A 23,238-nucleotide genomic window follows, 5' to 3' on the forward strand; every position below is an offset into this window, starting at 1 on the left:
GTTCATTCCTCTCCGCAGCGAAATCAGAACAGCGAAATCAGAACTGGGTCCGGGGCAGCACGACGACCTTCCCGGTGGCCTGGTCGTTCTCCATGTACCGGTGTGCCTCGGCGATGTCGCCGAGGTCGAAGACCCGGTCGACGTTGGGCCGGTAGACGCCGGCCTGGACCTCGTCGACGACCCGCTGCAGCACCGGCGCACCGGCGGCGCCCCTGAGGCTGTCGCTGTGGAAGGCCGTGAGCTTCGTGCCCGGCGGGATCATCGCGATCGGCTCGAACTCCCTGATCAGCCAGCCGCTGAGCGAGCCGGACACGCACACCGTCCCGCCGCGGCGCACCAGCCTCAGCGAGTCCGGCACCGTGGCCGTCCCGATCAGGTCGAGGATGTAGTCGGGGCCCTCGGGCCAGACCTCGCGCACGGCGTCCGCCAGTGACCCGCCGTCGTCCACGAGCACGTGGTCGACTCCGACCGCGCTCAGGGCGCCGGCCTTGTCCGGGCGCCGGGTCGTGGCGGCGGTCCGCAGGCCGTGGGCGGAGGCGATCGACGCCGCCGCCATGCCGACCGACGAGGTGCCGCCGCGGATCAGCAGGCGGCCGGGCGCGCCGGGCACGATGCCCAGCGCGTCCAGCGAGCCCTGCGCGGTCAGGTACGTCTCCGGCAGCGCGGCCAGCACGTCCCAGGGCAACGTGGTGGAGACCGGCATGAGCAGCGAGTTCGGCAGCAGCGCGTACTCCGCGTATCCGCCGTCGAACTCGCGGCCCATCTCGCCCATCACGGCCGCGACGGTCTGGCCGACCGGCAGCGCGGCGTCGGTCGAGACCGCCACCGTTCCCACGCACTCGATCCCGAGCACCCGGGGGAACTTCACGTTCGGCGAGTGCCCCTGACGGGTCCTCAGCTCCGACCGGTTCAGGCCGGCGCCCTCCACCCGGACGAGGCTCCAGCCCTCGTAGACCGAGGGCACGGGCAGCTCGTGGATCTCGAGCACCTCCGGGCCGCCCGCCCGGACACAGACGGCGGCGCGCATCGTCGCGCTCATCTCGGTTCAGCCTCCGGTGACCTCGAGCGACGGCGCCCAGCGCGGAATCTCGCCGCGTCCGGAGGGCAGTCGCAGGCTGCGGGCGTAGCTGTACTCCTGCAGCGTCTCGACGGCGTGCTCGCGGCCGTACCCGCTCGCGCCCACACCGCCGAACGGGGTGCCGGTGAACGAGCGGTTGTAGTGGTTGACGAACACGATGCCCACGCGCAGCTCCCGGCTGAACCGCATGGCGCGCTCGGTCTCGCGGGTGAACACCCCGGCGACCAGGCCGAACTCGGTGCCGTTGGCGATGCGGACCGCCTCGGCCTCGTCGCGGAACGGGATCACGCAGACGACGGGCCCGAAGATCTCCTCGGTGGCGATGCGCATGTCCGGGGTGACGCCGGTGAACAACGTGGGCGGGACGTAGTAGCCGTCCGCCAGCTCCGGGTCGGCGGGCAGCGCCGCCTGGGCCGCGATCGTGGCGCCTTCGCGGACGCCGAGGTCGATGTAGTCGAGCACGCGCCGCCGCTGCTCGGGGGTCACCAGTGGTCCGACGTGCGTGCCCGCGTCCGCGCCGTCGCCGACCTTCAGCCGGTTGACGGCGTCCGTGAGCCGCCGGACGACCTCCTCGTAGCGGTCCACGTGGACCAGCACGCGCGAGGCGGCGGTGCAGGCCTCGCCCTGGTTGAAGTAGCCGCCTTCCACCGCCCACGGCACGGCCGAGTCGAGGTCGGCGTCCTCGAAGATGACCAGGGCGTTCTTGCCGCCGAGCTCCAGCAGGGTCGGCGTCAGGTTCTCCGCGGCCGTACGGATCACGGCCTGGCCCGTGGTGGGCGCGCCGGTGAAGGAGACCTTGCCCACGAGCTTGTGCCCCGCGAGCTGCGCCCCGACCGCGCCGGTGCCGGGCACGATGTGCACGACGTCGTCGGGGAGGATCTCCTGGGCGATCTCGGCGACCCGCATCACCGACAGCGGCGCCTGCTCCGGCGGCTTGATCACCACGGCGTTGCCGGCCGCGAGCGCGGGGGCGATCTTGCCGGCGGTGTGCAGCGGGGGCCAGTTGAACGGGATGATCGCGCCGATGACGCCGAAGGGCTCGCGCAGCGTGATGTCGATCATGCTGCCCGAGTCGCGCGCCTGGCTCGGGATCGCCTCGCAGAGGCCGGCGAACATCTCGAAGATGGTGGGCGCGCCTTCGAGGTCGAAGTTGCGCGCCTGGGTGAAGGGCTTGCCGTTGTCGCTGGACTCGAGCGCCGCGATCTCGTCGGCGTGCTCGCGGATCGCCTGGGCGACCTTCCACAGCCACTTGCCGCGCTCCCGCGGCGTACGGGCCTTCCACGCGAAGTGCGCCTCGTGCGCGGCGCGGACCGCCTGGTCCACCTGCTCCGCGCCCGCGCCCTGGACGACCACCAGCGGCCTGCCGGTCGCCGGGTTGTGCACGGTGAACCGGTCCGCCTCGTCCTGCGAGGACCAGCGCGTCCGCACGATCTGAGCGGTATCGAAGGTCGTGGTCACGACAGCCTCTCTTTCAGCGCCGAGGCGATCCGCTCGGCGATCACAATGGTCGGAACGTTGGTGGCCACGCGCGGCATCGCCGGGAAGACGGAGGCGTCCGCGACGGTGAGTCCCTCGACGCCGTACACGGCGCCGTCGGTGTCGACCACGGCGTCCGGATCACGGCGCGGACCCATCCGCATCGTGGAGCTGCCGTGGTTGTAGTGCGCCGGAGCACGCCGGATCGCGTCCGCGAGCTCCTCGTCGCTCACGCCCGGACCCGGCACCCGCTCGTCCACCAGCAGGTCGGCGAGCGGCTTGGTGCGCGCGATCCCGCGGGCGATGCGCACCGCGTCGGCGACCCGTTCGGCGTCGTCGGCGGCCGTGTAGAGCCCGAGGTCGATGATCGGCGCGTCCTCCGGGTCGCGCGAGGCGAGCCGCACGCTACCCCGCGAACGGGGCTGGACGCAGGAGACGAAGAAGACCATGTCCCAGCCGGTCGGGTGGTTCTCGACCGGCGGAACGATCATGGCGGGCAGGCTTGCGGTCGGCACCGCCGCCGACGGCAGAATCTGCACGTCGAAGTCCGGCTCGCCCGGTCCCGTGGCGACACTGAGCACGCTGCCGAACATCTGCCGCGCGCCGCCCTCCGGCGGCTTCGCGACGTGGATGTTCCAGAAGGCGGGGTGCTCGGTGAGGTTGCGCCCCACACCCGGCAGGTCGGCCAGCACGTCGATGCCGTGCGCCGCGAGCCCGGCGCGGTCTCCGACGCCGGACCGCATGGCGATGACCGGGGTGCCGTAGGCGCCGGCGCTGAGCACGACGTGCCTGGCGTCGATCTCCTCACCCGAGACGAGCCGGACCCCGCGGGCCCGGGTGCCCCGGAAAAGCACCCGGTCGACCGGAGCGTCGCCGCGCACCCGCAGGTTGGGCCGGTGGCGGACCGGGTTGAGGTAGCCGACCGCCGTGCTCAGCCGCAGGCCGTCGGCCGCGCTGAGCGGGGTGTGCGCGAAGCCGGGCGCGCCCGGCGCGTTGAAGTCGTCGACCATCGGATAGCCGAGCCGTGCGCTCGCCTCCGCCATCGCCGCGACGTGCGGGCCCAGGTCCGCCGCCGTGCTCAGCGTGATGCGGTACGGCCCGCCGAGCCCGTGGAACTTCTCCTCGCCGTACGGGTAGTGCTCCATCTCCTTGTAGAAGGGGAGCATCTCCGGGTAGCCCCATTCGGGCCCGGCCAGGTCCGCCCACGCCTCGTGGTCGGACGGCCGGGCGCGCATCGCCACGCAGACGTTGACGGAGGAGGACCCGCCGATGATCCGGCCGCGGGGGACCGGCACCTCGTTGCCGAACGCGTCCGGGACCGATCGGTAACCCCAGTCATAGGAGTACGGCGCGTAGTGGGCGTCGGCGACCTCCGCCGGCAACTCCTCGACGGTCGCGAAATCGGGTCCGGCCTCCAGGAGCAGGACGGACAGCCGCGGATTCGCGCTCAACCGGTTGGCGAGGACGCAGCCGGCGGATCCGCCGCCGATCACGATGACGTCGTAGGTCATGGTCACTCCTCCCTCGACGCGGTCCTACACGTACCGGGGGCGGCCGACGACGAACCCGAGGACCAGGTCGACGGCGAAGACCACGGTGAGCATTACCATCGGGACGGCCCAGCCGCCCGTGGAGCCGTGCAGCACGCCGAACAGGAACGGCCCGCCGATAGCGATCAGGTAGCCGAAGCCCTGCGACATGGCCGAGATCCCGGCGGTCTCGGCCGCGGTGCGGGTGCGCAGCGCGAACAGGCCGAGCGCGATCGGGAACACGCCCATGCCCGCTCCCCACAGGAGCGACCACAGCCACGGCACCGACGTCGGCGAGACGAGCATGCCGATCGTGCCGACGATCTCCAGGCCCACGAGCCCGGCGATCCACCACGACTGGCTGCGGCTGCGCATCGCGGCCGGCACGACCACCATCGTGACGGGCAGGGCGGCCGCGACCAGCAGGGCGAGCAGCAGCCCTGATTCCTGCTTGCTGATGCCCGCGCCGGTGAACACGTTCGCGGCCCAGCCCATCAGGACGTACGAGCCCGCCGCCTGCAGCCCGAAGAACCCGGTGATCAGCCACGCGAGCGGGCTGCGCAGCAGCAGCGTGCGCTCCGCCGGCGCGGCCGGGCTCGCGCCGAGCAGGCCGGTGCGGCGCGTCCCGGCGACCCAGACCAGCAGCGCGCCGATGGACAGCAGCGACCACGCGGCCAGGGTGACCCGCCAGCCGCCGATCTGTTCCTGCAGCCACGGGGTCGCCGCGGCGCCCACCCCGCCGCCGACCATCAGGGCGACGGTGTAGACCGTAGTCAGCAACGGGATCCGCGTTGGGAACGCCTGCTTGACCACGACCGGGATGAGCACGTTGCCGAGGGCGATGCCGGACGCCGCGACGAACGTGCCGGCCAGCATCACCCACGGGCCGCCCACGACCCGCAGCAGCAGCCCGGCGGTGAGCACGACCAGACCGGCGCCGACCGCCCGGGCCAGGCCGAGCTTGCGGGCCGCCAGCGGCGCCGCCGCGGCGGCGATGCCGAAGCAGAGGGTGGGCACGGCGGTCAGCACGCTCGCCCAGAGCAGGGAGGCGCCGAGCGACCGGCGCACCTCGTCGAGCAGTGGGCCGACGGTGGTGATGGCGGGACGCAGGTTCGCCGCCGCCAGGGCGACGCCCACCATCAGTAGTGGCGTCCCAACCATGGCGGCGTTCCTCTCGACCGCCACCGGTGCGACTTCTTGTTCCTGCGTGGTCACTGTGTTGCCTCCTGTACTTGCGAAACGTCCCATTGCAGGTGGAGCTCGTCGAATCCCCGCGCGATCACCAGCCGCTCCCGGCTGCGCGAGTCCGCGGGCCCCAGACGCAGCCCGGGCAGGCGGTCGAACAGCAGCGGAATGGCGACCTGCAGTTGCAGCCGGGCCAGCCCGGCGCCGAGGCAGGTGTGGATGCCGCGGCCGAAGGCCAGCATGTTGCGGCCGGCCCGCGGCCTGATGTCGAACGTGTCCGGGTCGGTGAGCACACGCTCGTCCCGGTTCGCGGCGCCGAAGTGCACCATCACGCGGTCGCCGGGCCGCAGACAGCGGCCGGCGAGCTCGGTCTCCGTCGTGACGGTGCGGAACAGCCCCTGGACCGGAGACTCGAACCGCAGGATCTCCTCGACCATCGCCGCGGGCGACACCTCGCCCGAGCGCAGCGCCGCGAGCTGGGCCGGGTTCTCCAGCAGGCTCACCAGGCCGTTGCCGATGGAACGGGTGACCGTGACGTGCCCCGCGATGATCAGGTTCATCACGATGCGCATCAGCTCGACGTTGTCGAGGCCGTTCTCGCCGTGGTCGGCCGCGAGCGACGCGACGAGCCCGTCGCCGGCCCGCGCCGGGTCCAGCAGCATCGCCATCACGTAGTTCTGCATGGCGATGACCTCGCGGGCGCAGGCGGCCCGCTCCGCCACGTCGCCGCCGCCGACGGACAGCTTCAGCCAGCTGTGGCTCCACTGCCGCAGCAGCGGCACGTCACCGGCCGGCATGCCGAGGATCCGTGCCATGACGGCCAGCGGCAGCGGCCACGCGTAGTTCTCGATGATGTCGGTCGAACCGGCGGCGGCGAACCGTGCGATCAGCTCTTCGCCGGTCGCCCTGATGAAGGGTTCGAGCTCGGCCACCCGCCGGGGCGTGAAGACCCGGTTCACCGCGAGGCGCAGCCGGGTGTGCTCGCCGCCGTCGCTCTCGGTGAGATTGGGCGTCAGCGACCAGCCCTCGGCCAGGATCTGCTTGACCTCGTCGGCCTCCGGACCCGCGGTCGCCTTCACCGCGCTCTCCGAGGAGTACGTCTCCGGATCGTGGGTCACGCGTACGACGTCCTCGTGCCGCGTGACGACGAAGACGTTCATGTTCTCGTCGTGGAACACGGGGCACCGATCGCGCATCCGCGCGTACGCCGGATAGGGGTCGGCCAGCTGGCCGTCGGATGTGGGATCGAATGTCGGCTTAGTCATCGGGGTCGCTCCGCTTGGGTGGCTTCTCGTCCGGCGGGCACTGCTTGTCCGGAGTGCTCGTCCGGAGTGCCGGGCCGGCCGGCGGGGGGACCGGCCGGCCCGGTCGTGGGTCGCGGTTCAGGCAGCGGTGTTCGGTCGGCGGGGTTCTTGTCGGCAGGGTTCAGTCGGCCGCGGCCAGCGCGGGCACGCCGGCACTCAGCTGCCTGCGATCGGCGGCCCACAGGGGGGTGGTGTCGATCCGGGGCGTCGCGGGTTCGTGGACGAAGGCGTCGTGCACGCTCTGGGTGGCCTCGGTCAGGCCGCTCTCCCCGGTCAGCACGCTGAGCCTGTTGGACGTGACGAGCAGATCGGTGCGCGCGGCGCCGACCGACCGCAGCGCGTCGAGCAGTCGCGGCGGCGAACCGGGCAGCAGGCCTATCCCGAGTCCGACGACAGAGAGCCGCGCCAGGTTCGAGGTCCAGTGCACCTCGCCCAGGCGGGTCTCCCCGTCGGCCTCGGCCAGCAGCGTCCGCGCCTCCTCCACGCTCTCCGCGGGCAGGGTGATCGCGACGTCACTGGCGTCCTCCGTCCCGAGATTGCCGTAGCGGCGCAGCTCGACCTCGATCTCGCGTTCGGCGAGCCCGCGCAGGATCCGGACCGCGTGGTCCGCGGTGATCCGGCGCAGCACGCAGCGCACGAGACCCGTCCTGGTGGCCACCCCGGCGATCGCGGGGATCTCGTCGAGCCCGGCCGGAGTCCAGGAGTCGCCGGGCATCGCCATCGCGGCGGCGCGGCGGCGATATCCGACCCAGGTCTCCGGGCCGCGGGCGGTGTGGTTGGCCCGCACCTTCAGGTCGACGCCGTGGGTCCGTGCGTAGTCCACGGAGTCCGCGGCGAGCACCTTGGCTCCGCTCACCGCGAGCTCGGCCATCTCCTCGTAGAGCAGGGCGGTGTGACGCCGGGCGCCGGCGACCTTCCTGGGGTCGGCGGTGTAGACCCCCGCGACATCGGTGACGATCTCGCAGTGGTCCGCGCCGAGCGCCGCGGCCAGGGCGACGCCGGTGGTGTCCGAGCCGCCGCGGCCCAGGGTGGTGCAGGGCCCTCCGGCGCCCGCCTCACCCTGGAAGCCCGCGACGACCGGGATCGCTCCCCGGCAGAGGTCCTCCTTGAGCCTCCGCGGGTCCACCTGCTGGATCGTCGCCCGGCCGTGGCGGTCGTCCGTCCGGATCCCCGCCTCGGCGCCGCTGAACGACCTGCTGGCGGCGCCCTGGCGGTTCAGCGCCATCGACAGCAGCGCGGCGGACACGGCCTCGCCCGTGGTGAGCAGGGCGTCGAGCTGGGCGGGATCCGGCTGGTCGGACACCGACGAGGCCAGTTGGAGCAGCCTGTCGGTGGTTCCGCCCATGGCGGACACGACCGCGACGACCTCGTGCCCGTCCGCCCGCGCCGCGAGGATCTGCCGCGCCGCCTCGATGACCTTCTCGGGCGTGGCGACCGAGGTTCCGCCGTACTTTTGGACAATGAGCGCCATGTCACGCACTCTCTTCCTTCAGAGCGGAGCCGGCTCGTGTCTCACTGCTCGTGCAGGAACTCACGGATCGCGTATCCGACGTGACGCTGGTCGGTCATGGTGTGCCCGAGGATGTGGTCGCCGGGCCGCAGCTCGGTGAAGTTGTGCACGCTGCCGCCTTCGCCGAGGGCGCGCACGTGCCAGTCGTCCTGGCCGACCATGTTCACGATGTCGCCGCCCGCCGTGCGGGCCTCGATCTGCAGCATCGGGCGGGTCTCCATCTTGATCCGGCACACGATCACCCGGCGTACGCCGCCGTTCGTGTTGACGGCCAGGATCTCCGAGCCGCAGCGCAGCTCCGACAGGTAACGCGTGCGGTTCCCGGGCGTCAGGGTGTACGAGCTGAGCGCGGCCGCGTTCACCCGGAACGGGCGGGTCGGCATGTACGGCAGCGGGTGGGTCTCGCTGCTGACCAGCATCAGGCCGGTCGAGTACGAGCCGACCAGGATGCCCTCGTTGGGCTGCATGTGGGAGCACGTGTCCACGCACACCCGGTCGCCGAGCCCCAGGTGCGTGAGCTTGACGATCTCCAGCGGCTCCAGCTCCAGCGTCTCGGCCTCGCCCTGGCACACGCGCACCAGCTCGGAGGCGTCGCCGACCCGCCGCGGGGCGAGCATCACCGCGTCGGAGCCGCGCTCCAGGACGCCGATGGTGACCATCGCGTCCTCGACGTCCTCGACGACGGTGACGATCGAGCCCTTGGCCTTGTCGGCGGCCGCCAGCAGGATCTCCAGCGGGATCTTGCTCGGGTCCTGGCGGAACTCGACCAGGGTAAGGTCCGCCTCGTTCGCTATCTTGCAGGCGAGCTGCAGTGTCTCCTCGCCCAGCACCTTGACCAGGACGCCGGTGCGCAGGCCGGGCCGTACGCCCTCGAACTTCTCGGCGATGCTGTGGTCGGCGATCAGGATGTCGACGACGTCGACGAGCTGGTCGATCAGGACCGTGGGGGTCTCGCCGGTGACGACGGCGGCCTTCTCCAGGGTCGGCGGGACCTTCGCGGCCAGATCGGGGTCGTCCAGCACGACGGCGCCGATGCCGAGGTGGGTGCTCTCCTCGATGACGGCGGTGGCGAGTTCGGCGGCGAGGCCGCGCAGGTCGATCCAAGCGGATTTCATGTTCGCACCTTCGGTCGTGGGTGAGTGTGTTCGTCAGGCGACTGTCGCTCCGGCCAGGGCCAGGTCCAGGGGGGTCAGGGGCTTGCGGGAACCGAGTCCGGCGTGGACTCGCTGGGCGACCGACCGGGCCAGCTTCCCGGGGTCGGGGGCGCGGAAGATGTTGCGCCCGACCGCGACTCCGCGCACGCCGGACGCCATCACGGAGTCGATCAGGTTGAGGAATGTGCCGGTGTCGTCGATGACGCCGCCGCCGGCGGTCACCACCGGGATCGGGCTCGCCTCGACGACCTCGCGCATCGTGACGGACGAGCCGGTGAACGGGAGCTTCACGATGTCGGCGCCGAGGTCCGCCGCGACGTTCGCCGCGTGCGCCAGCAGCGCGGGATCGGCCGGGTCCGCGATGCGCGGGCCACGCGGGTAGACCATCGCGAGCAACGGGACGCCCCAGCGCGCGCACCGGTCGGCGACGAGGCCGAAGTCGGCCAGCTGCTGGGCCTCGTTGCTCGACCCGAGGTTGATGTGCAGGCTGACGCCGTCCGCGCCCAGCGCCACCGCCTCGGTCACGGCGCCGACCAGGGTCTTCGCGTCGGCGTCCGGTGCGTGCCTGGTGCTGCCGCTCAGGTGCACGACGAGCGCCAGCCGCCCGAGCAGCTCGGTGGGAAGGAAACGGACCCGGCCCTTGTGGACGATGATGCCGTCCACGTCGTTCGCGGCCATCGCCGTGACCAGCCCGGCGAAGTCGGCGGCGGCCGACACCGGGCCGTCCGCCAGCGAATGATCGAGCGGGACCAGGAACGTCGTCCCGGAAGCCGAGTGCATGATCCGCTGGGTCCGTAGGGTCTTCCCGGACCAGCCGTACGCTTCAGCCATCTCTTCACACCCCATTTCCAATCGGGAATTCAGTTGGGATCGGCGGTCGCGGACCGTCGCTCCGCCAGGCGTCTCGCGAGTTCCTGCCAGGCCTGTCCGCTCGCCTCGGCGAGTTCCGCGACGAAGTCGACGCAGTGGTCCGGCAGGTCGCCGACGAGGCGTTCCCGCGTGTTCGCGTCCATCGCGGCCACCGCCAGAACGCTCAGCAGCAGCCGGCCGGACTCGTTGAACCGCAGCGACGGGTCGGATCGGAGCGCGCGCAGCATCGCGCTCGTCCGGTCCGGCCCGGCGGGCCGCGGAGCCGGGCCCCGGGCGCGTCGTGGATCGGGGTTCTGCTTGGGCGACGCGGCCCGCTGCTCGGCTGCCCGCTGCGCCGTGACTCGCTGCGCCGTGGCCCGCTGTTCTCCGGCCCGCTGTTCCGGGACGACGGCCGTGGCCTGCCCGGTCAGCTGCATCCGGACGGACCGTACGGTGCCGGGGGACACCCCGGCCGCGGCGCTCACCGTGCGCAGTGAGGAGGTGGGATCGCGTAGCAGGATCTCCCTGGCGCGTTCGCGCCCGGAGGCCGCGCTCACCGGGCGCACCCGGCCGTCCCGGCCGATCCTGACCTCGGTCACCTGCGCTCCGTGCTGCTCGCGCAGCGCGCCGACGGTCTTGGGGGAGAGCCCCACGACCGAGGCCACCGCCCGGTTCGACCAGCCCGGGTGCTCCCGCAGGATGCGCCGGGCGGCCGACTTCCGGTCGGCGAGCGAAAGCGGCAGGCCGTGCCGCACGTTCGACTCCACCGCGAGCACGAAGGCGCCGGCGTCGTCGCCGTCGAAGTAACGGGCCCGGATCGCCCACTCTCCGCGCAACCGCGCGGCGCGCACCCGGTGAATCCCGTCGATCACCCGGTTCGTGCCCCGCTGTACGACGATCGGCGGCAGTTCAGCCTCCGAATCCAGCTCCGCGAGAGAACGCGCGTGCTCGGCGTCCTCCCCGGTGGATCGGGGTGAGCCCTTCAGGACGAGCTCGGCGATCGGGACCAACTCGACGTCGGTGCCGACGCCCGTCTCCCGCTCGCTACTGATCGCTTCGCCGCCTGCCACGTGACTCACCCCTCGTCTTCAGCGGAGCCTGTCGTGTCTTGAAGAGCACTCTTTCGCAAAATCATACCTTACACAAGGTATTTTTCTATAAACGCACTTTGACCTGCGCTTATATGCGTCTCTACTTCTTGATCATACCTTTGCCACGGTATGTTTTCGGCTGTGCAAGCGAGGATTGTCCCCGGTTGCACAAGGCCGCCGGAGCCACACCGGCCGGCCGTACACGGAAGAGGTCCCGGCCGCCCGAAGGGGGAAAACCATGGGAAACGACTCACGAGCCGACACCACCCGCGCCCGGCTTGAGGAGAATCGCAACCGGCGCATCGAGATGCTGCGGGCCGCGCCGGAACTCGCGGACCGGATGCCGCTGCACGAGGTCCTTGAGAGCACCGCCGAACCCGGCCTGCGGCTGCCGGAGATCGTCAAGCGGACCCTGACGGGATACGCCGACCGGCCCGCGCTCGCCGAGCGCGCCAAGGAGTTCGTCTCCGTGGCCGGCCACACCGAACTGCGGCGGCTGCCCAGGTTCGACACGGTCTCGTACGGCGAGCTGTGGGCCCGGCTGAGCGCCGTCGCCGCCGACTGGCACCACCACGCGGAGCACCCGCTGCGCGCCGGCGACCTCGTCGCGATCCTGGGCTTCGCCGGCGTCGACTACACGACCGTGGACCTGGCGTGCGGTCAGGTCGGCGCGGTCGCCGTGCCGCTGCACAACACCGCCCCGGTCGCCCACATCCGCCACCTGGTCGGCGAGGCCGCCCCACGCGTCTTCGCCACGAGCGCGGAGCGGCTGGGCACGGTGCTCGAAGCGCTGGAGGGGGACACCTCCGTCGTCCGGCTGATCGTGTTCGACCACTGTCCCGAGCTCGCCGAGCACCGGGAGAGCGTGGCGGACGCGCGCCGGCGACTGGCCGAGGCCGCCTCGCCGATCTCGCTGGAGTTGCTGTCCGACGTCGTCGAGCGCGGGAGCGCGCTGCCGCCCGCGCCGGATCTGCCGCCGGTCGAGGACACGCGAGACGTGCTGTCCGCACTGATCTACACCTCCGGCAGCACGGGCACTCCGAAGGGCGTCATCTTCCCGGAGTCGACCGTGTCCCTGATGTGGCGGCCGCCCGAGCAGAACCATCCGATGATCACGGCCAACTTCCTGCCGCAGAGCCATCTCGTCGCCAGGCGGCTCGTGATCAAGACGCTCGCGCTGGGCGGCACCGCGTACTTCGTGGCCGACAGCAACCTCTCCACGCTGCTGGAGGATCTCGCGCTGATCCGGCCGACGGAGTTCGCCATGGTGCCGCGCGTCTGCGAGCTGCTCCACCAGAGCTATCTGAGCCGGCTGGACCAGGGGAGCGCCGAGCACGCCGAGGAGCTGCGGCGGCACTTCCGCGACGTGGTCCTCGGCGGCCGGGTCATCCACACGCCCTGCGGCTCCGCCCCGCTCGCGCCGGAGCTGGCCGCCTTCGTCGAGTCCTGCCTGGACGTCCCGTTCTTCGACAGCTACGGCACCACCGAGACAGGGCTCGTCATGCTGGACCACCGCGTACAGCGGGCGTTCGTGCTCGACTACAAGCTCGTCGACGTGCCCGAACTCGGCTACTTCACCACCGACACGCCGCATCCGCGGGGTGAGCTGCTGGTCCGGACCAAGCTGATCACCCCCGGCTACTACCGGCGCCCGGACGTCACCGCCGAGGCCTTCGACGACGACGGCTACTACCGCACCGGCGACATCATGGCCGAGGTCGAGCCCGACCGGCTCTACTACGTCGACCGGCGCAAGAACGTGCTCAAGCTCTCCCAGGGCGAGTTCGTGGCGCTGTCGAAGCTGGAGGCGGCCTACGTCGCCAGCCCGCTGGTGCAGCAGATCTTCCTGTACGGCAACAGCTCCCGCCCCTACCTGCTCGCCGTGGTGGTGCCGACCGCCGAGGCGCTCGGCCGGGCGTCCGGCGAGGCGGCGCTGAAGGCGGAGATCCACGAGTCGCTGCAGCGCATCGCGAAGCGCGCCGACCTCAAGCCGTACGAGATCCCGCGCGACCTGCTCGTCGAGACGGTGCCGTTCAGCCAGGAGAACGGGCTGCTCTCCGACTCGACCAAGCAACTGCGCCCGCGGCTCAAGGAGCACTACGGCGAACGGCTGGAGCGGCGTTACGCCGAGCTGGCCGAGGAGCAGATCGACGGCCTGCGCGGCCTGCGGCACGACGAGGGCCGCCCGGTCGTGGAGACGGTCGGCCGCGCCGTACGGGCGCTGCTCGGCGCGTCCGCCGGCGAGCCGGGCCCGGAGACGCGCTTCACCGACACGGGGGGAGACTCGCTGACCGCGCTGTCGCTCTCGAACCTGCTCAAGGAGATCTTCGGCACCGAGGTCCCGGTCGGCACGCTGCTCGGCCCGGCCAACAGCCTCGGCGAGATCGCCGGCCAGATCGAGCGGCTGCGTGACCCGTCCGCGCGCCGGGCCACGTTCGCCGATGTGCACGGCGACCGGGCCACCGAGGCGCGGGCCGGGGAGCTCACGCTGGACAGGTTCGTCGACGAGGCGACGCTGACCGCGGCCACGGCGCTTCCCCGGCCGGCCGGCGCTCCCGCCACGGTGCTGCTCACCGGGGCCAACGGCTATCTCGGCCGTTTCCTGTGCCTGGAGCTGCTGCGGTCGCTGGCCGGCAGCGGCGGCACACTGATCTGCCTCGTGCGCGGCGCCGACGACGCGACCGCCCGCGCGCGGCTGGAGGAGTCGCTGGACAGCGGAGACGTCGAGCTCAAGCGGCGGTTCGCCGAACTGGCCGGCGACGGCGCGTTGCAGGTGCTGGCCGGCGACGTCGGCGCGCCGAACCTGGGCCTGCCCGAGCAGACCTGGCAGCGGCTGGCCGCGACGGTGGACGCCGTCGTGCACGCGGCCGCGCTGGTGAACCACGTGCTGCCCTACCGGCAGCTGTTCGGCCCCAACGTCGCCGGCACGGCCGAGGTCGTCCGGCTGGCCGTGACCACCCGGCTGAAGCCGGTCGGCTTCCTGTCCTCCGTGGCCGTCGCGTCACACGGAACCGGCATGTACGGAACCGGCGTGCCCGAGGACGCCGACATCCGCGTGGCCAGTCCGGTCCGGCCGATCGACGAGAGCCACGCCAACGGCTACGCCACCAGCAAGTGGGCGGGCGAGGTGCTGCTCCGGGAGGCGCACGACCGGTGCGGGCTGCCGGTGACCGTGTTCCGTTCGGGCATGATCCTCGCGCACAGCCGCTACACCGGGCAGCTCAACGTGCCGGACGCGTTCACCCGCCTGGTGCTGAGCCTGATCGCCACCGGTATCGCGCCCGGGTCGTTCTACCGAGGCGGCGACGCGGGCCGGGCCCACTACGACGGCCTGCCCGGCGACTTCGTCGCCGCCTCGGTGGCCGCCCTGGGATGCGGTGAGGGCTCCGGGGCGGCCGGGTATCGGACGTTCAACGTGGTCAACCCGCACGACGACGGCGTCTCGCTGGACACCGTCGTCGACTGGCTGGCCGGCTCCGGGATCGCCCTCCGCCGCGTCGACGACTACCACGAGTGGTGCGAGCGGTTCGAGGCCGCGCTGCGCGAGCTGCCGGAAAAGCAGCGGCAGCACTCGCTCCTCCCGCTGATGCGCGCCTGGCGGGAGCCGGCGACGCCCCGGGCCGGGTCGGCGTTCCCCGCCGACCGGTTCCAGGAAGCCGTACGGGACGTTCCGCACCTGTCCCGGACGCTGATCGAGAAGTACGTGTCGGACCTACGCCACCTGAACCTCGTCTGAGCCTGTTCCAAGCGGGCGGCACTGGCTCTATGCGGGTAACACGAGCCTAGGCGGGCAACACGGGCCAGCCGTGCCGTGCCGCCCACGAGGCCAGCACCGGGTCGCCGCCGACGACCCTCGGGCTGCCGACGGCCGTCAGCAGGTCCAGGTCGCTGGAGTGGTCGCCGTACGCGAAGCAGACGGCGGGGCTGACTCCGAGACTCCGGAGCAGCTCCGCCGCGGCCTCGGACTTGGCCGGGCCGATCATCGATCTCGCCACCTCGCCGGTCAGCCGCCCGTCGGCACCGGCGACGAGTTCCGTGCACAGCACCTCGTCGCCGCCCACGTCCGCGGCCAGCGGATCGAGCACCGCCCGGCACGAGCCGGAGACCAGCACCACCAGGTCTCCGGCCGCGCGGTGTCCGGCGAGCGCCGCCACAGTGGAGCTCACGAAGGCATCGGGCCTCCGGCGATGCCGCGCGTACCAGCGGCCGCCCGCCTCCGCCAGCGCCGCGCTCGGGACGCCTGCGAAGAGCCGATAGTAGGCGCGGTTCGCGGCGGCCCTGCCCTCCCGCTCCGCCACCGCACCCAGCTCGGCCAGGGCGCCGCGGAACGCCGTGTCATCGGGATCCAGCCAGTAACGTAGGAACTCGATCATGCTCTTTCCGGCCAGCAGCGTCTCGTCCACGTCGAAGAAGGCCACCCGAAGGGGCGCACTCGGCCTTTTCACAGCAAGATCCCAGTAACATACCTTCGCAAAGGTTTTTTCCTAGGATTCACCCAAGCGAGGGCAGAGTGGCTCAGGACCGTGCGGTTCAGACCCGGGCGCTGGTGCTCGCCGCGGCGGCGGAGGAATTCGCCGCGCACGGCTACGACGGCACGAAGCTGCTCAACGTGGTGGAACGCACCAGCATGACCAAAGGTGCGTTGTACGGACATTTCTCCTCCAAAGAAGAGCTGGCGGCCACCCTGATCGAGGAGGCCGGAGACGAGCTGGTCGCCCGCGCGGAACGGCGCGCCGAGGACGCGGCGGCGCTGCTGGCACTGCGGGAGACCATGCTCGATCTCACCCGTCACCTGCGCCGGGACCCGCTCGCCAGGTCCGCGTTGCGGCTCGCCGTGGAGGCCCCCCAGCTGGACCGGCGCGCTCTCGGACTGGTCGAACGGATCTCCCGGTCGCTGGCCCGGGCCGTGGCCCGGGCGCACGCGGAGAGCCGGGTGATGGGCAGGCACCCCCCCGACACCGTCGCCCGGCTCCTGATATCGCTGTTCTTCGAGATCCCGCATCCCGCCCCCCGCGACGACGCGGACGCCGCGCAACGGTTCGACGACCTGTGGACGGCCGTGTCCGGACCCCGGGAAGGCGGCTCGGACACGGACTAGGCCGGTCGCGGCACCGTCAGCCGAGGAAGGCCTTCACGTACGCGTCCGCCGCCGGGGCGAACCGCAGGGCGCCGTGACCGGCGCCGGTGTGGACGTCGCGCCACCGCCGGTGCACCGGATCGTCCTCGGCCGGCCCGTGCCCGCCGTACTGGCCGCCGTACGCGGTGAACAGCCGGTCGACGGCGCTGACGCAGAGCTCCGCGGCGACCGCCGCGTCGCACCGGTTCCGCGCGATCGTCCGCGCGTCGACCAGGCCCTGGTCGGCCCGGCCGGCGGCCTCCTTGAGCAGCAGACGGGCGGCGTACGCCTCTGGCGACGACCGGGCGAGCGCCCGCAGGACGTCCGGATCCGGCGACGGGCGCCCGGCTCCGGTGGACCCGCAGTCGCCCACCGCGCCCAGGGCGGCTCCGACCAGGGGGGCGGCGAACATCACCGCCGCGACCAGCGTGTAGGGCACGTTGTGGCAGCGTGCGTGGCCGGCGCGCCGGGTGCCGAGCAGCTCGGGCAACGCGACCGTGCGGTGCTCGGGGACGAGCGTGTCGTGCAGCGTCACCGTGTTGGTGCCCGTCCCCCGCATGCCGTCGGCCCGCCAGGTGTCCTTGACCAGGTAGTCCCCGGCCGGAACGGCGAAGATCCGCACCGTCTCCACGTCGCCGTCCGGCACCGTGCTGGCGAGCAGCACCCAGTCGGCGAAGTCCACCCCGCTGGCCCGGCCCCACTCGCCCCGGAGCAGCCAGCCGCCCGGCACGGGGGTGGCCTGACCCGACGGCGGCATGACGGACGCGGCGATCAGGGTGTCGGGGCCCGGGCCCCAGATCTCCTCCCGCGCCCGCTCGGGCAGGTAGGCGGCGAGCCGTCCGTGCGCGGCGAAAAGGGTCGCGCACCACGCGGTCGCCGGGCAGCTCTCGCCCACCGTGATCGCCGCCTCCACCAGTGGCGCGAAGCCGCCGGCCGCCCCACCCCACTGGCTGGGGACGAAGTGCCGGGGGAAGCCCGCCTCCACCAGCGCGGCCACCGACTCCCGGCGGAGCCGGCGCGCGGCGTCCACCTCGGCGGCGTGCCGGGCCGCGCAGTCCACGAGTCCGGTCACGTCCAGACGGTGGTCCGGAGATATCGAGGTCAGTGTCATCGGCGGTCCTGTCCACCGCTCGCGTCGGGGCACAGCCTGAGCTCCACGGTGCCCGCGGCGACCTCGTCGCCGTCCTGCTCGGCGACCACGTGGACCAGCATCCGGTCCGCGGCGAGACACCCGCGCTGCGGGCTGGCGGTGATCCGGACCGGGGTGCCGAGCTCGCAGAACGCCGCGAACTCGCTCCGCAGGCCGACGACCGAGGCCCGGAGACCGGCGGGTGGCCGGGCCGCGGCGAGCGCGGCCTGCCGGAAGGCCTCCAGCACCACCATGCCCGGCACGTGGTCCACGTGGTGGTCGACCATCTCGGTGTTGCTGTCGTCGAGTCGTAGCAGCCACCCGTCGGCGTTCCCGTCGTCGGCCAGCAGCACGTCCTCCTTGCGGCGGCGGCCGACCTCGCCGGGGGAGAGGGGGCAACCGAAGAAGGGCACGGACTCGTGCGGCGCGGACGCCGCCTTCCGGCCGCGGATCGCCTGGTACACACGCGGGTCCACCGCCTGCGAAAGGAGGCTGCCGTGCCCGCAGACCACCCCGGCCACGCTGACCTCGACCTCCAGCCGCATGCACAGCCGGCGGCTGGTCCACTTGGCGGTGGGAGTGCAGATGACCCGCAGGTTGACCGGGAGCCACGGCGCTGGGGAGGGTGGTGCGGTACCGTCGATGCCGAGCGTGACCCCGCCGAGGATGAACTTGTGCGTCTCGGGCACCCCGTAGAAGCGGTGCTGGATGTAGTAGCCGGCCTGCCGGAGCGCCTCCGTCGGCAGCATCGGGTCGGTCCAGCCGGAGTCGTCCTGCTGGTAGAGGCAGTGGTCGCGCGGCAGCATGGCCGCGATGATGAAACTGTCCGGCGTCTGCCGGACCCCGTCGGTGAGCAGCACGCGCTCGGCCGCGGACTTGTGGACCAGCTCGCGGGACACGAAGCGCGGGCCGGGTAACCGCGCGCCGCGGGCGGGTTCTGGCATCGCATCCCAGCCCCAGCCGAACGGGGACGACGACTGCCGGGGAGCCGGCAGGGTGACGTCTTCCGCCGAGAGTTGAGCACTCATCTCTAATCCCTTCTGAACAGGACTTGCGCGATCGCGTACGAGGGTGTCCTAGGTCACACGAGAGAAATATACGTCCGCGAAGGTATATTTTGGAACGGCTTGGACGATTGACTCGCGAGCCGACGAGGGGATCAGTGAACAGAGGCGAAACATACCGGGAAGGCGGTACGCTGAATCGGACCCGGACAGAACGGATCATGCGTGTGAGTAAGATCGCCACTCCCAGAACCACGATCGCGCAGCGGGGGCAGCCCCGCAACGCGCCGCAGCAAGCACGGGCCGCGCAGACCCGGGCCCAGGTGCTCGCCTCGGCGGCCGAGCTGTTCGCCGACCGTGGATATCCGCACACCTCCATCGACCACATCGCCAAGCAGGTCGGCATGACCAAGGGCGCGGTGTACTTCCACTTCCGCGACAAGAAGGACATCGCCGCCGAGATCGTGCGCGAGCTGTACAACCGGTGGCGCGTGCGCCTGGACGAGGCACAGGCCATGGGCCTGCCGCCGATGGAGACCGTCCAGGCGTTGCTGAACAACGCCGCCAACAAGTTCTTCGAGGACGACATCGTCAAGGCCGGAGCCAGGATCCAGGCCGAGCGTTCGCTGTCCGACACGACCCTGCCCGAGCCGTACGTCGAGTGGATCGCCACGATCTCGACGTTGCTGGCGAAGGCGAGCGGCGCCGGCCAGCTCCGCGACGGCATGGACCCCGAGTCCGCCGCGTACATGCTCGTGTCGGCGTTCTTCGGCCTGCAGCACGTCTGCGACGTCCTCAACCAGCGCGCCGACCTGCCCCGCCGCTGGGCGGAGATGAGCGGCCTGCTCTTCGCCTCCATCGCCGCCTCCCCGGAGTAGGACAGCCGCCGGGAGCACACCAAAGGAGACCTTCGCATGTCTGCTTCGATCCTCCCGGCAGTTCCCCTCGGCGCCGGCGGCCCGCCGGTCGGCGCGCAGGGCCTCGGCTGCATGGGCTTCAGCGAGTTCTACGGGCCGACGGCGCCGGACGAGGCCCGGGAGACCCTGCGGATCGCCCTCGACCTGGGCGTCACCATGTTCGACACCGCCGATCTGTACGGAGACGGCGACAACGAGAGGTTCCTCGGCCCCTTCGTCCGCGCGCACCGCGACCGGGTCTTCCTCGCCACCAAGTTCGGCATCGTCCGGAGGCCGGGCGAGAAGTCCTGGAGCGAGGTCCGCGGCGACCGGGCGTACGTGCGCCAGAGCGTCGACGCGAGCCTGAAGCGCCTCGGCATCGACGAGATCGACCTCTATTACGCGCATCGCCGCGACACGTCCGTCCCCATCGAGGAGACGGCCGGCGCCATGGCCGAACTGGTGCGCGAGGGCAAGGTGCGGCACCTCGGCCTGTCGGAGGTGACCGGGGCCGAACTGCGCGCGGCGCACGGCGTGCACCCGATCGCGGCGCTGCAGTCCGAATGGTCGCTGTTCACCCGCGACATCGAGGATTCGGTGGTCCCGGCGGCGGCGGAGCTCGGCGTGGCGGTCGTCGCCTACTCGCCCCTCGGCCGGGGCTTCCTCACCGGAGCGTTCACCGGCGCCCAGGGGCTGAGCACGGGCGACGTCCGGTTGAAGATGCCGCGGTTCACCGGCGACCACGCCGACGCGAACGCCGCGCTCCTCGAACCCGTCCGCGACATCGCCGCGCGGCGCGAGGTCACTCCCGCGCAGGTCGCGCTCGCCTGGGTCCACCAGCGTTCCCGGGTCCACGGCCTTACGGTTCTACCCATTCCCGGCACGCGTTCTCCCGATCGGCTCCGGCAGAACGTCGCGGCCGCGACGCTGGCCCTGTCGGACGACGAGCTCGCCGCACTGGAGCCGCTGGCCGCGAAGGTGGCCGGCGCGCGCTACCCCGACATGAGCTCCACCGCCACCGCCCGCGAGTGACCCCGGGCGCACCCGGCGGCGCGGTTCAGTCCGGATGGTCGAGGTCGGTGGCGGCCAGCGCCCGGGCCATCGCGGTGCGGTTGCGAACGCCGAGCTTGCGGTAGATGTTTCCGAGGTGCGTCTCGACCGTCTTGGGCGTGACGTTCAGCTCCTGGGCGATCTGGCGGTTGGTCCTGCCTCGGGCCGCCAACCGGGCCACCCGCCACTCTCCGGGGGTCAGCCGAGCCGCGTGCGGTTCCGGCGGCCGCGTACCGGCCTCGGTCAGTGCGCTCCGCGCTCGTCGCGCGAGCTCCGCGGCTCCGCACTCCTCCGCCAGCCGGAGAGCCTCGGCCAAGGCGGCCCGCCCGGCCTGGGGGTGCTGCCGCCACGTGCGGCGGCCGAAGGCATGCAGGGCGGCGGCGAGCTCCAGCCTGGCCGGGCCCGTCCGCAGCACCCGCACCGCCTCCTCCAGCAACTCCGGCTCGTCCCGGCCTCCGGCCACCGTCGCCGCCACCCGCAGCGCACGGCCGAGGGTGCGTGGGGCGCCCCATCGGCGGGCCAGGTCGAGGTCCTCGGCGGCCAGCGCCAGGGCCGCGTCACGGGCCCCGAGAGCGTGCTTGCCCAGTGCGGCCACCATCCGCCACGGATGCGGGGCCGGGTTCAGCCAGCCGTCCGCGAGAAACCGGCGGCCCACCTGCTCCGCCCGCCGGACCGCCTGCTCGGCCCGCCCATGGGCGAGATCCATCCGGGCGGCCAGCAGGTCCAGCCGGCAGTGCAGGGCTCTGTTGAGCGAGACGTCGGCGGACGCCCCGGCGAGCGCCTCGGCCGCGGCCGTCAGCCGTCCCTGCGCGAGGTGCACCTCTGCCAGGATCTCTCCGGCGTAGACCGGGGCCAGCGGGACCGGCACCCTGCCGACCAGTCGTACCGCCTGCCGGATGCCGGCCTCGGCCTCGGTGAGGTGACCGCGCGCCAGCAGCGCGTGCGCCCGGAGGTGGCCTGTCACCGAGGCCACGAACGCCGAGCCCGCTTCTCGCGCCGCGGACCAGTCGCGGTCGAGCCGCCGCAGCGTGTCGTCGTGGTCGGCATCGATCAGGACCAGATAGGGAAGCGACGACGACGCGTCCTGCTCGGCCATGCCGGAAGAGCGCAGCCGCAGCACCCGCAGCGCGGCGGAGACGGCCGCGTCCCGGTCGAGATCGATGGCGGCGGCCCAGAACGCGGTGAACGCGTCGAGCTGGCACCGCGCCTCGTCGCTGAGCCTCGGCGCGGCCGAAAGCACCGCCAGGTGCCGCGCACCGGTGTGCCGCAGGTCCAGCTCGGTCGCCGCCGCCGCGATGATCTGCATCCGCAGCCGGTGCTCCAGCTCCGCATGCCCGTCGCCCAACTCGGTGAGGGCGTTCTCCATGAGGGTGATCGCGTCAGCGCTGCGGCCGTTGATGATCACCGCACGGGCGAGCAGCTCGGTGATCTCGGCCCGCCCGGCCGCGTCCGGGGCGAGCGCGGCCGCGCGTCGCAGATAGCCGATCGCGGCCGGCCAGTCGAACCAGTACGCGATCTCGCCGGCCATCCGCACCAGGCCGGCGGTCGCCTCCGGGGTGGGCGGCTCCTGCAGGGCCCGCTCCAGGAACGCCAGCGCGGACCGTGGCGCCCCCCGGCTCGACGCGTGGTCGGCGGCGGTCACCAGCGTGTCCACCACCCAGCCGTCGCCTGAGGGCAGGGTCTCGAGCAGGTGGGCGGCGACCAGCGGTGCCGGCTGCCCGGCGGCGAGCAGCTCGGCCGCTCGCCGATGCAGGCGGCTGCGCTCCACCACGGCGATGCCGGAGTACACGGCGTGCCGCGTCAGGTCGTGGACGAACTCGAGCCGCCCGCCGCCGCGCAGGACGCCCGCGGCCACCAGTTCGTCGTGGCCCCGGGCCAGTGTCTCCGGGCCGCCCGCGAGTTCGGCGGCGAGCCGCGGCTCGGCCTCTTCGCCCAGTACGGCGCATACCTGAGCGACCCGCGCAGCCTCGGGGGTGAGGTGCGCGAGCACGGCGCCCATCCACTGGCTCAGCGCCGGGCCGCCGAGCGCACGCAACGCCTGCTCGTCGCCCTCGGCCGCCGTGCCGCCGGCGGCACCGGCGGCTGCCGCCAGCTCCCGTACGAACAGTGGGTTGCCGCCGGTCAGGCGGTGACAGGCCGCGCACAGCCGGGTGTCCGCCGCCTCGCCGCCGACGGCGCGCACCAGGCGGGCCGTGCCGGCCGGCGTCAGCGGAGCCGGCCGCAGCACCGTCACGGACGGATCGGCGGCGAGCTCTGAGAACGGCCCCGGCGCGGCGGACGCCCGGCCGGCCAGAACCATCGCCAGCGGCGACTCGGCCATGCCGGGAAGCAGGTGCAGGAACATGCGCAGCGAAGGGTCGTCGGCCCAGTGCACGTCGTCGACGACCAGCGCCACCGGACCGCCCTTGGCGAGGTTCACCAGCAGCCGGTGCAGCACGTGGAACGCCCCCAGGTCACCGGGCCCGGGCCCGTCGAGGTGCGAGTCGAGCAGCGCAAGCGCCCGATGGGCGGGACCACGCAGCAGCCGCACCCGCTGTGCGGTGTCGGCGCCGAGCACCACCGGTTCGAACAGCTGACGCAGCACGCCGTAGCCGGACCGCTGCTCCAGCCGGCTGCCGCGGGCGCCGAGCACCCGGCAGCCGGCCGTCCTGGCGAGCCGGCGGGCGGCGCCGGCCAGCGCGCTCTTGCCGATGCCGGCCGGGCCCTCGATCAGCACCACGCCGCCCTGTCCGCGCGCCGCCGCGGCGAACAGCCCCCGCATCCGCCCCACCTCGGCGTCGCGCTCCAGCAAGGACAGTTCGTGATCCACCCGTCAAGTCTGCCAGCCGGGGATGATAGAGCGATCTCGTACGGACCGCCTCAGGGAT

The 23,238-nt window shown here is 72.5% G+C and carries 17 protein-coding genes; 4 read left to right on the top strand and 13 right to left on the bottom strand.

All coding sequences use genetic code 11. The features are described 5' to 3' along the window. Positions 1-37: 37 nt before the first annotated feature. From F5972_RS29800 to F5972_RS29840, 9 genes are all read right to left on the bottom strand, one after another. The gene (locus F5972_RS29800; protein WP_150938214.1) at positions 38-1,039 is read right to left on the bottom strand and encodes a zinc-binding dehydrogenase; all 1,002 of its coding nucleotides are present in this window, start codon (positions 1,037-1,039) and stop codon (positions 38-40) included. A gap of 6 nt (positions 1,040-1,045) precedes the next feature. Further along, positions 1,046-2,536: an aldehyde dehydrogenase family protein gene (locus F5972_RS29805; RefSeq protein WP_204288775.1), complete on the bottom strand. Its 1,491-nt coding sequence runs from the start codon at positions 2,534-2,536 to the stop codon at positions 1,046-1,048. Next, positions 2,533-4,065, bottom strand: a complete 1,533-nt coding sequence (locus F5972_RS29810; protein ID WP_150938216.1) for a GMC family oxidoreductase — start codon at positions 4,063-4,065, stop codon at positions 2,533-2,535. The genes F5972_RS29805 and F5972_RS29810 overlap by 4 nt, the downstream gene beginning before the upstream one ends. Before the next feature lie 24 nt (positions 4,066-4,089). Further along, the gene (locus F5972_RS29815; protein WP_150938218.1) at positions 4,090-5,268 is read right to left on the bottom strand and encodes an MFS transporter; all 1,179 of its coding nucleotides are present in this window, start codon (positions 5,266-5,268) and stop codon (positions 4,090-4,092) included. A 26-nt stretch (positions 5,269-5,294) separates the two neighbouring features. Further along, entirely contained in the window at positions 5,295-6,533 is a 1,239-nt protein-coding gene (locus F5972_RS29820; RefSeq protein ID WP_150938220.1) for a cytochrome P450, read from the bottom strand. Between the two features lie 160 nt (positions 6,534-6,693). Next, on the bottom strand, positions 6,694-8,043 hold the full coding sequence (locus F5972_RS29825) for an aspartate kinase (RefSeq protein WP_150938222.1): 1,350 nt from the start codon (positions 8,041-8,043) through the stop codon (positions 6,694-6,696). Between the two features lie 41 nt (positions 8,044-8,084). Further along, positions 8,085-9,197 (bottom strand): 3-dehydroquinate synthase II family protein, encoded by a 1,113-nt coding sequence (locus F5972_RS29830; RefSeq protein WP_150938224.1) that lies wholly within the window; start codon positions 9,195-9,197, stop codon positions 8,085-8,087. Positions 9,198-9,230: 33 nt separating this feature from the next. After that, the gene (locus tag F5972_RS29835) at positions 9,231-10,067 is read right to left on the bottom strand and encodes a 2-amino-3,7-dideoxy-D-threo-hept-6-ulosonate synthase (protein WP_150938226.1); all 837 of its coding nucleotides are present in this window, start codon (positions 10,065-10,067) and stop codon (positions 9,231-9,233) included. A gap of 29 nt (positions 10,068-10,096) precedes the next feature. Further along, entirely contained in the window at positions 10,097-11,155 is a 1,059-nt protein-coding gene (locus tag F5972_RS29840) for a ParB/RepB/Spo0J family partition protein (protein WP_225312020.1), read from the bottom strand. A gap of 259 nt (positions 11,156-11,414) precedes the next feature. On the opposite strand from F5972_RS29840, the gene car reads away from it, so the two are divergent. Then, a complete protein-coding gene (gene car / locus F5972_RS29845) occupies positions 11,415-14,912 on the top strand; it encodes a carboxylic acid reductase (protein WP_150938228.1) in 3,498 nt (1,165 codons plus the stop codon). A gap of 46 nt (positions 14,913-14,958) precedes the next feature. On the opposite strand, the gene F5972_RS29850 is transcribed toward car, so the two are convergent. Beyond that, positions 14,959-15,621, bottom strand: a complete 663-nt coding sequence (locus F5972_RS29850) for an HAD family hydrolase (RefSeq protein WP_225312021.1) — start codon at positions 15,619-15,621, stop codon at positions 14,959-14,961. Between the two features lie 65 nt (positions 15,622-15,686). Here F5972_RS29850 and F5972_RS29855 point away from each other — a divergent pair, with 65 nt between their 5' ends. Continuing rightward, positions 15,687-16,274 carry a TetR/AcrR family transcriptional regulator gene (locus tag F5972_RS29855; protein ID WP_191910372.1) on the top strand — a complete coding sequence of 196 codons (588 nt, stop codon included), beginning with the start codon at positions 15,687-15,689 and terminating at the stop codon, positions 16,272-16,274. A gap of 16 nt (positions 16,275-16,290) precedes the next feature. Here the strand turns inward: F5972_RS29855 and F5972_RS29860 are convergent, their stop codons facing one another. Further along, positions 16,291-17,364 (bottom strand): acyl-CoA dehydrogenase family protein, encoded by a 1,074-nt coding sequence (locus tag F5972_RS29860; protein ID WP_225312022.1) that lies wholly within the window; start codon positions 17,362-17,364, stop codon positions 16,291-16,293. Positions 17,365-17,399: 35 nt separating this feature from the next. Next, positions 17,400-18,449: a ScbA/BarX family gamma-butyrolactone biosynthesis protein gene (locus F5972_RS29865; RefSeq protein WP_150938234.1), complete on the bottom strand. Its 1,050-nt coding sequence runs from the start codon at positions 18,447-18,449 to the stop codon at positions 17,400-17,402. Between the two features lie 203 nt (positions 18,450-18,652). Here F5972_RS29865 and F5972_RS29870 point away from each other — a divergent pair, with 203 nt between their 5' ends. Together F5972_RS29870 and F5972_RS29875 are read left to right on the top strand one after the other, a co-directional pair. Further along, positions 18,653-19,303 carry a ScbR family autoregulator-binding transcription factor gene (locus tag F5972_RS29870; RefSeq protein WP_191910373.1) on the top strand — a complete coding sequence of 217 codons (651 nt, stop codon included), beginning with the start codon at positions 18,653-18,655 and terminating at the stop codon, positions 19,301-19,303. 36 nt (positions 19,304-19,339) lie between these two features. Next, complete coding sequence (locus tag F5972_RS29875) at positions 19,340-20,353, top strand: aldo/keto reductase (RefSeq protein WP_150938238.1); 1,014 nt, start codon at positions 19,340-19,342, stop codon at positions 20,351-20,353. Between the two features lie 25 nt (positions 20,354-20,378). Here the strand turns inward: F5972_RS29875 and F5972_RS29880 are convergent, their stop codons facing one another. Then, positions 20,379-23,180, bottom strand: a complete 2,802-nt coding sequence (locus F5972_RS29880; protein WP_150938240.1) for a helix-turn-helix transcriptional regulator — start codon at positions 23,178-23,180, stop codon at positions 20,379-20,381. Positions 23,181-23,238 lie beyond the last annotated feature (58 nt).

Source organism: Microbispora cellulosiformans, from assembly GCF_008728085.1.
GTDB lineage: Bacteria > Actinomycetota > Actinomycetes > Streptosporangiales > Streptosporangiaceae > Microbispora > Microbispora amethystogenes.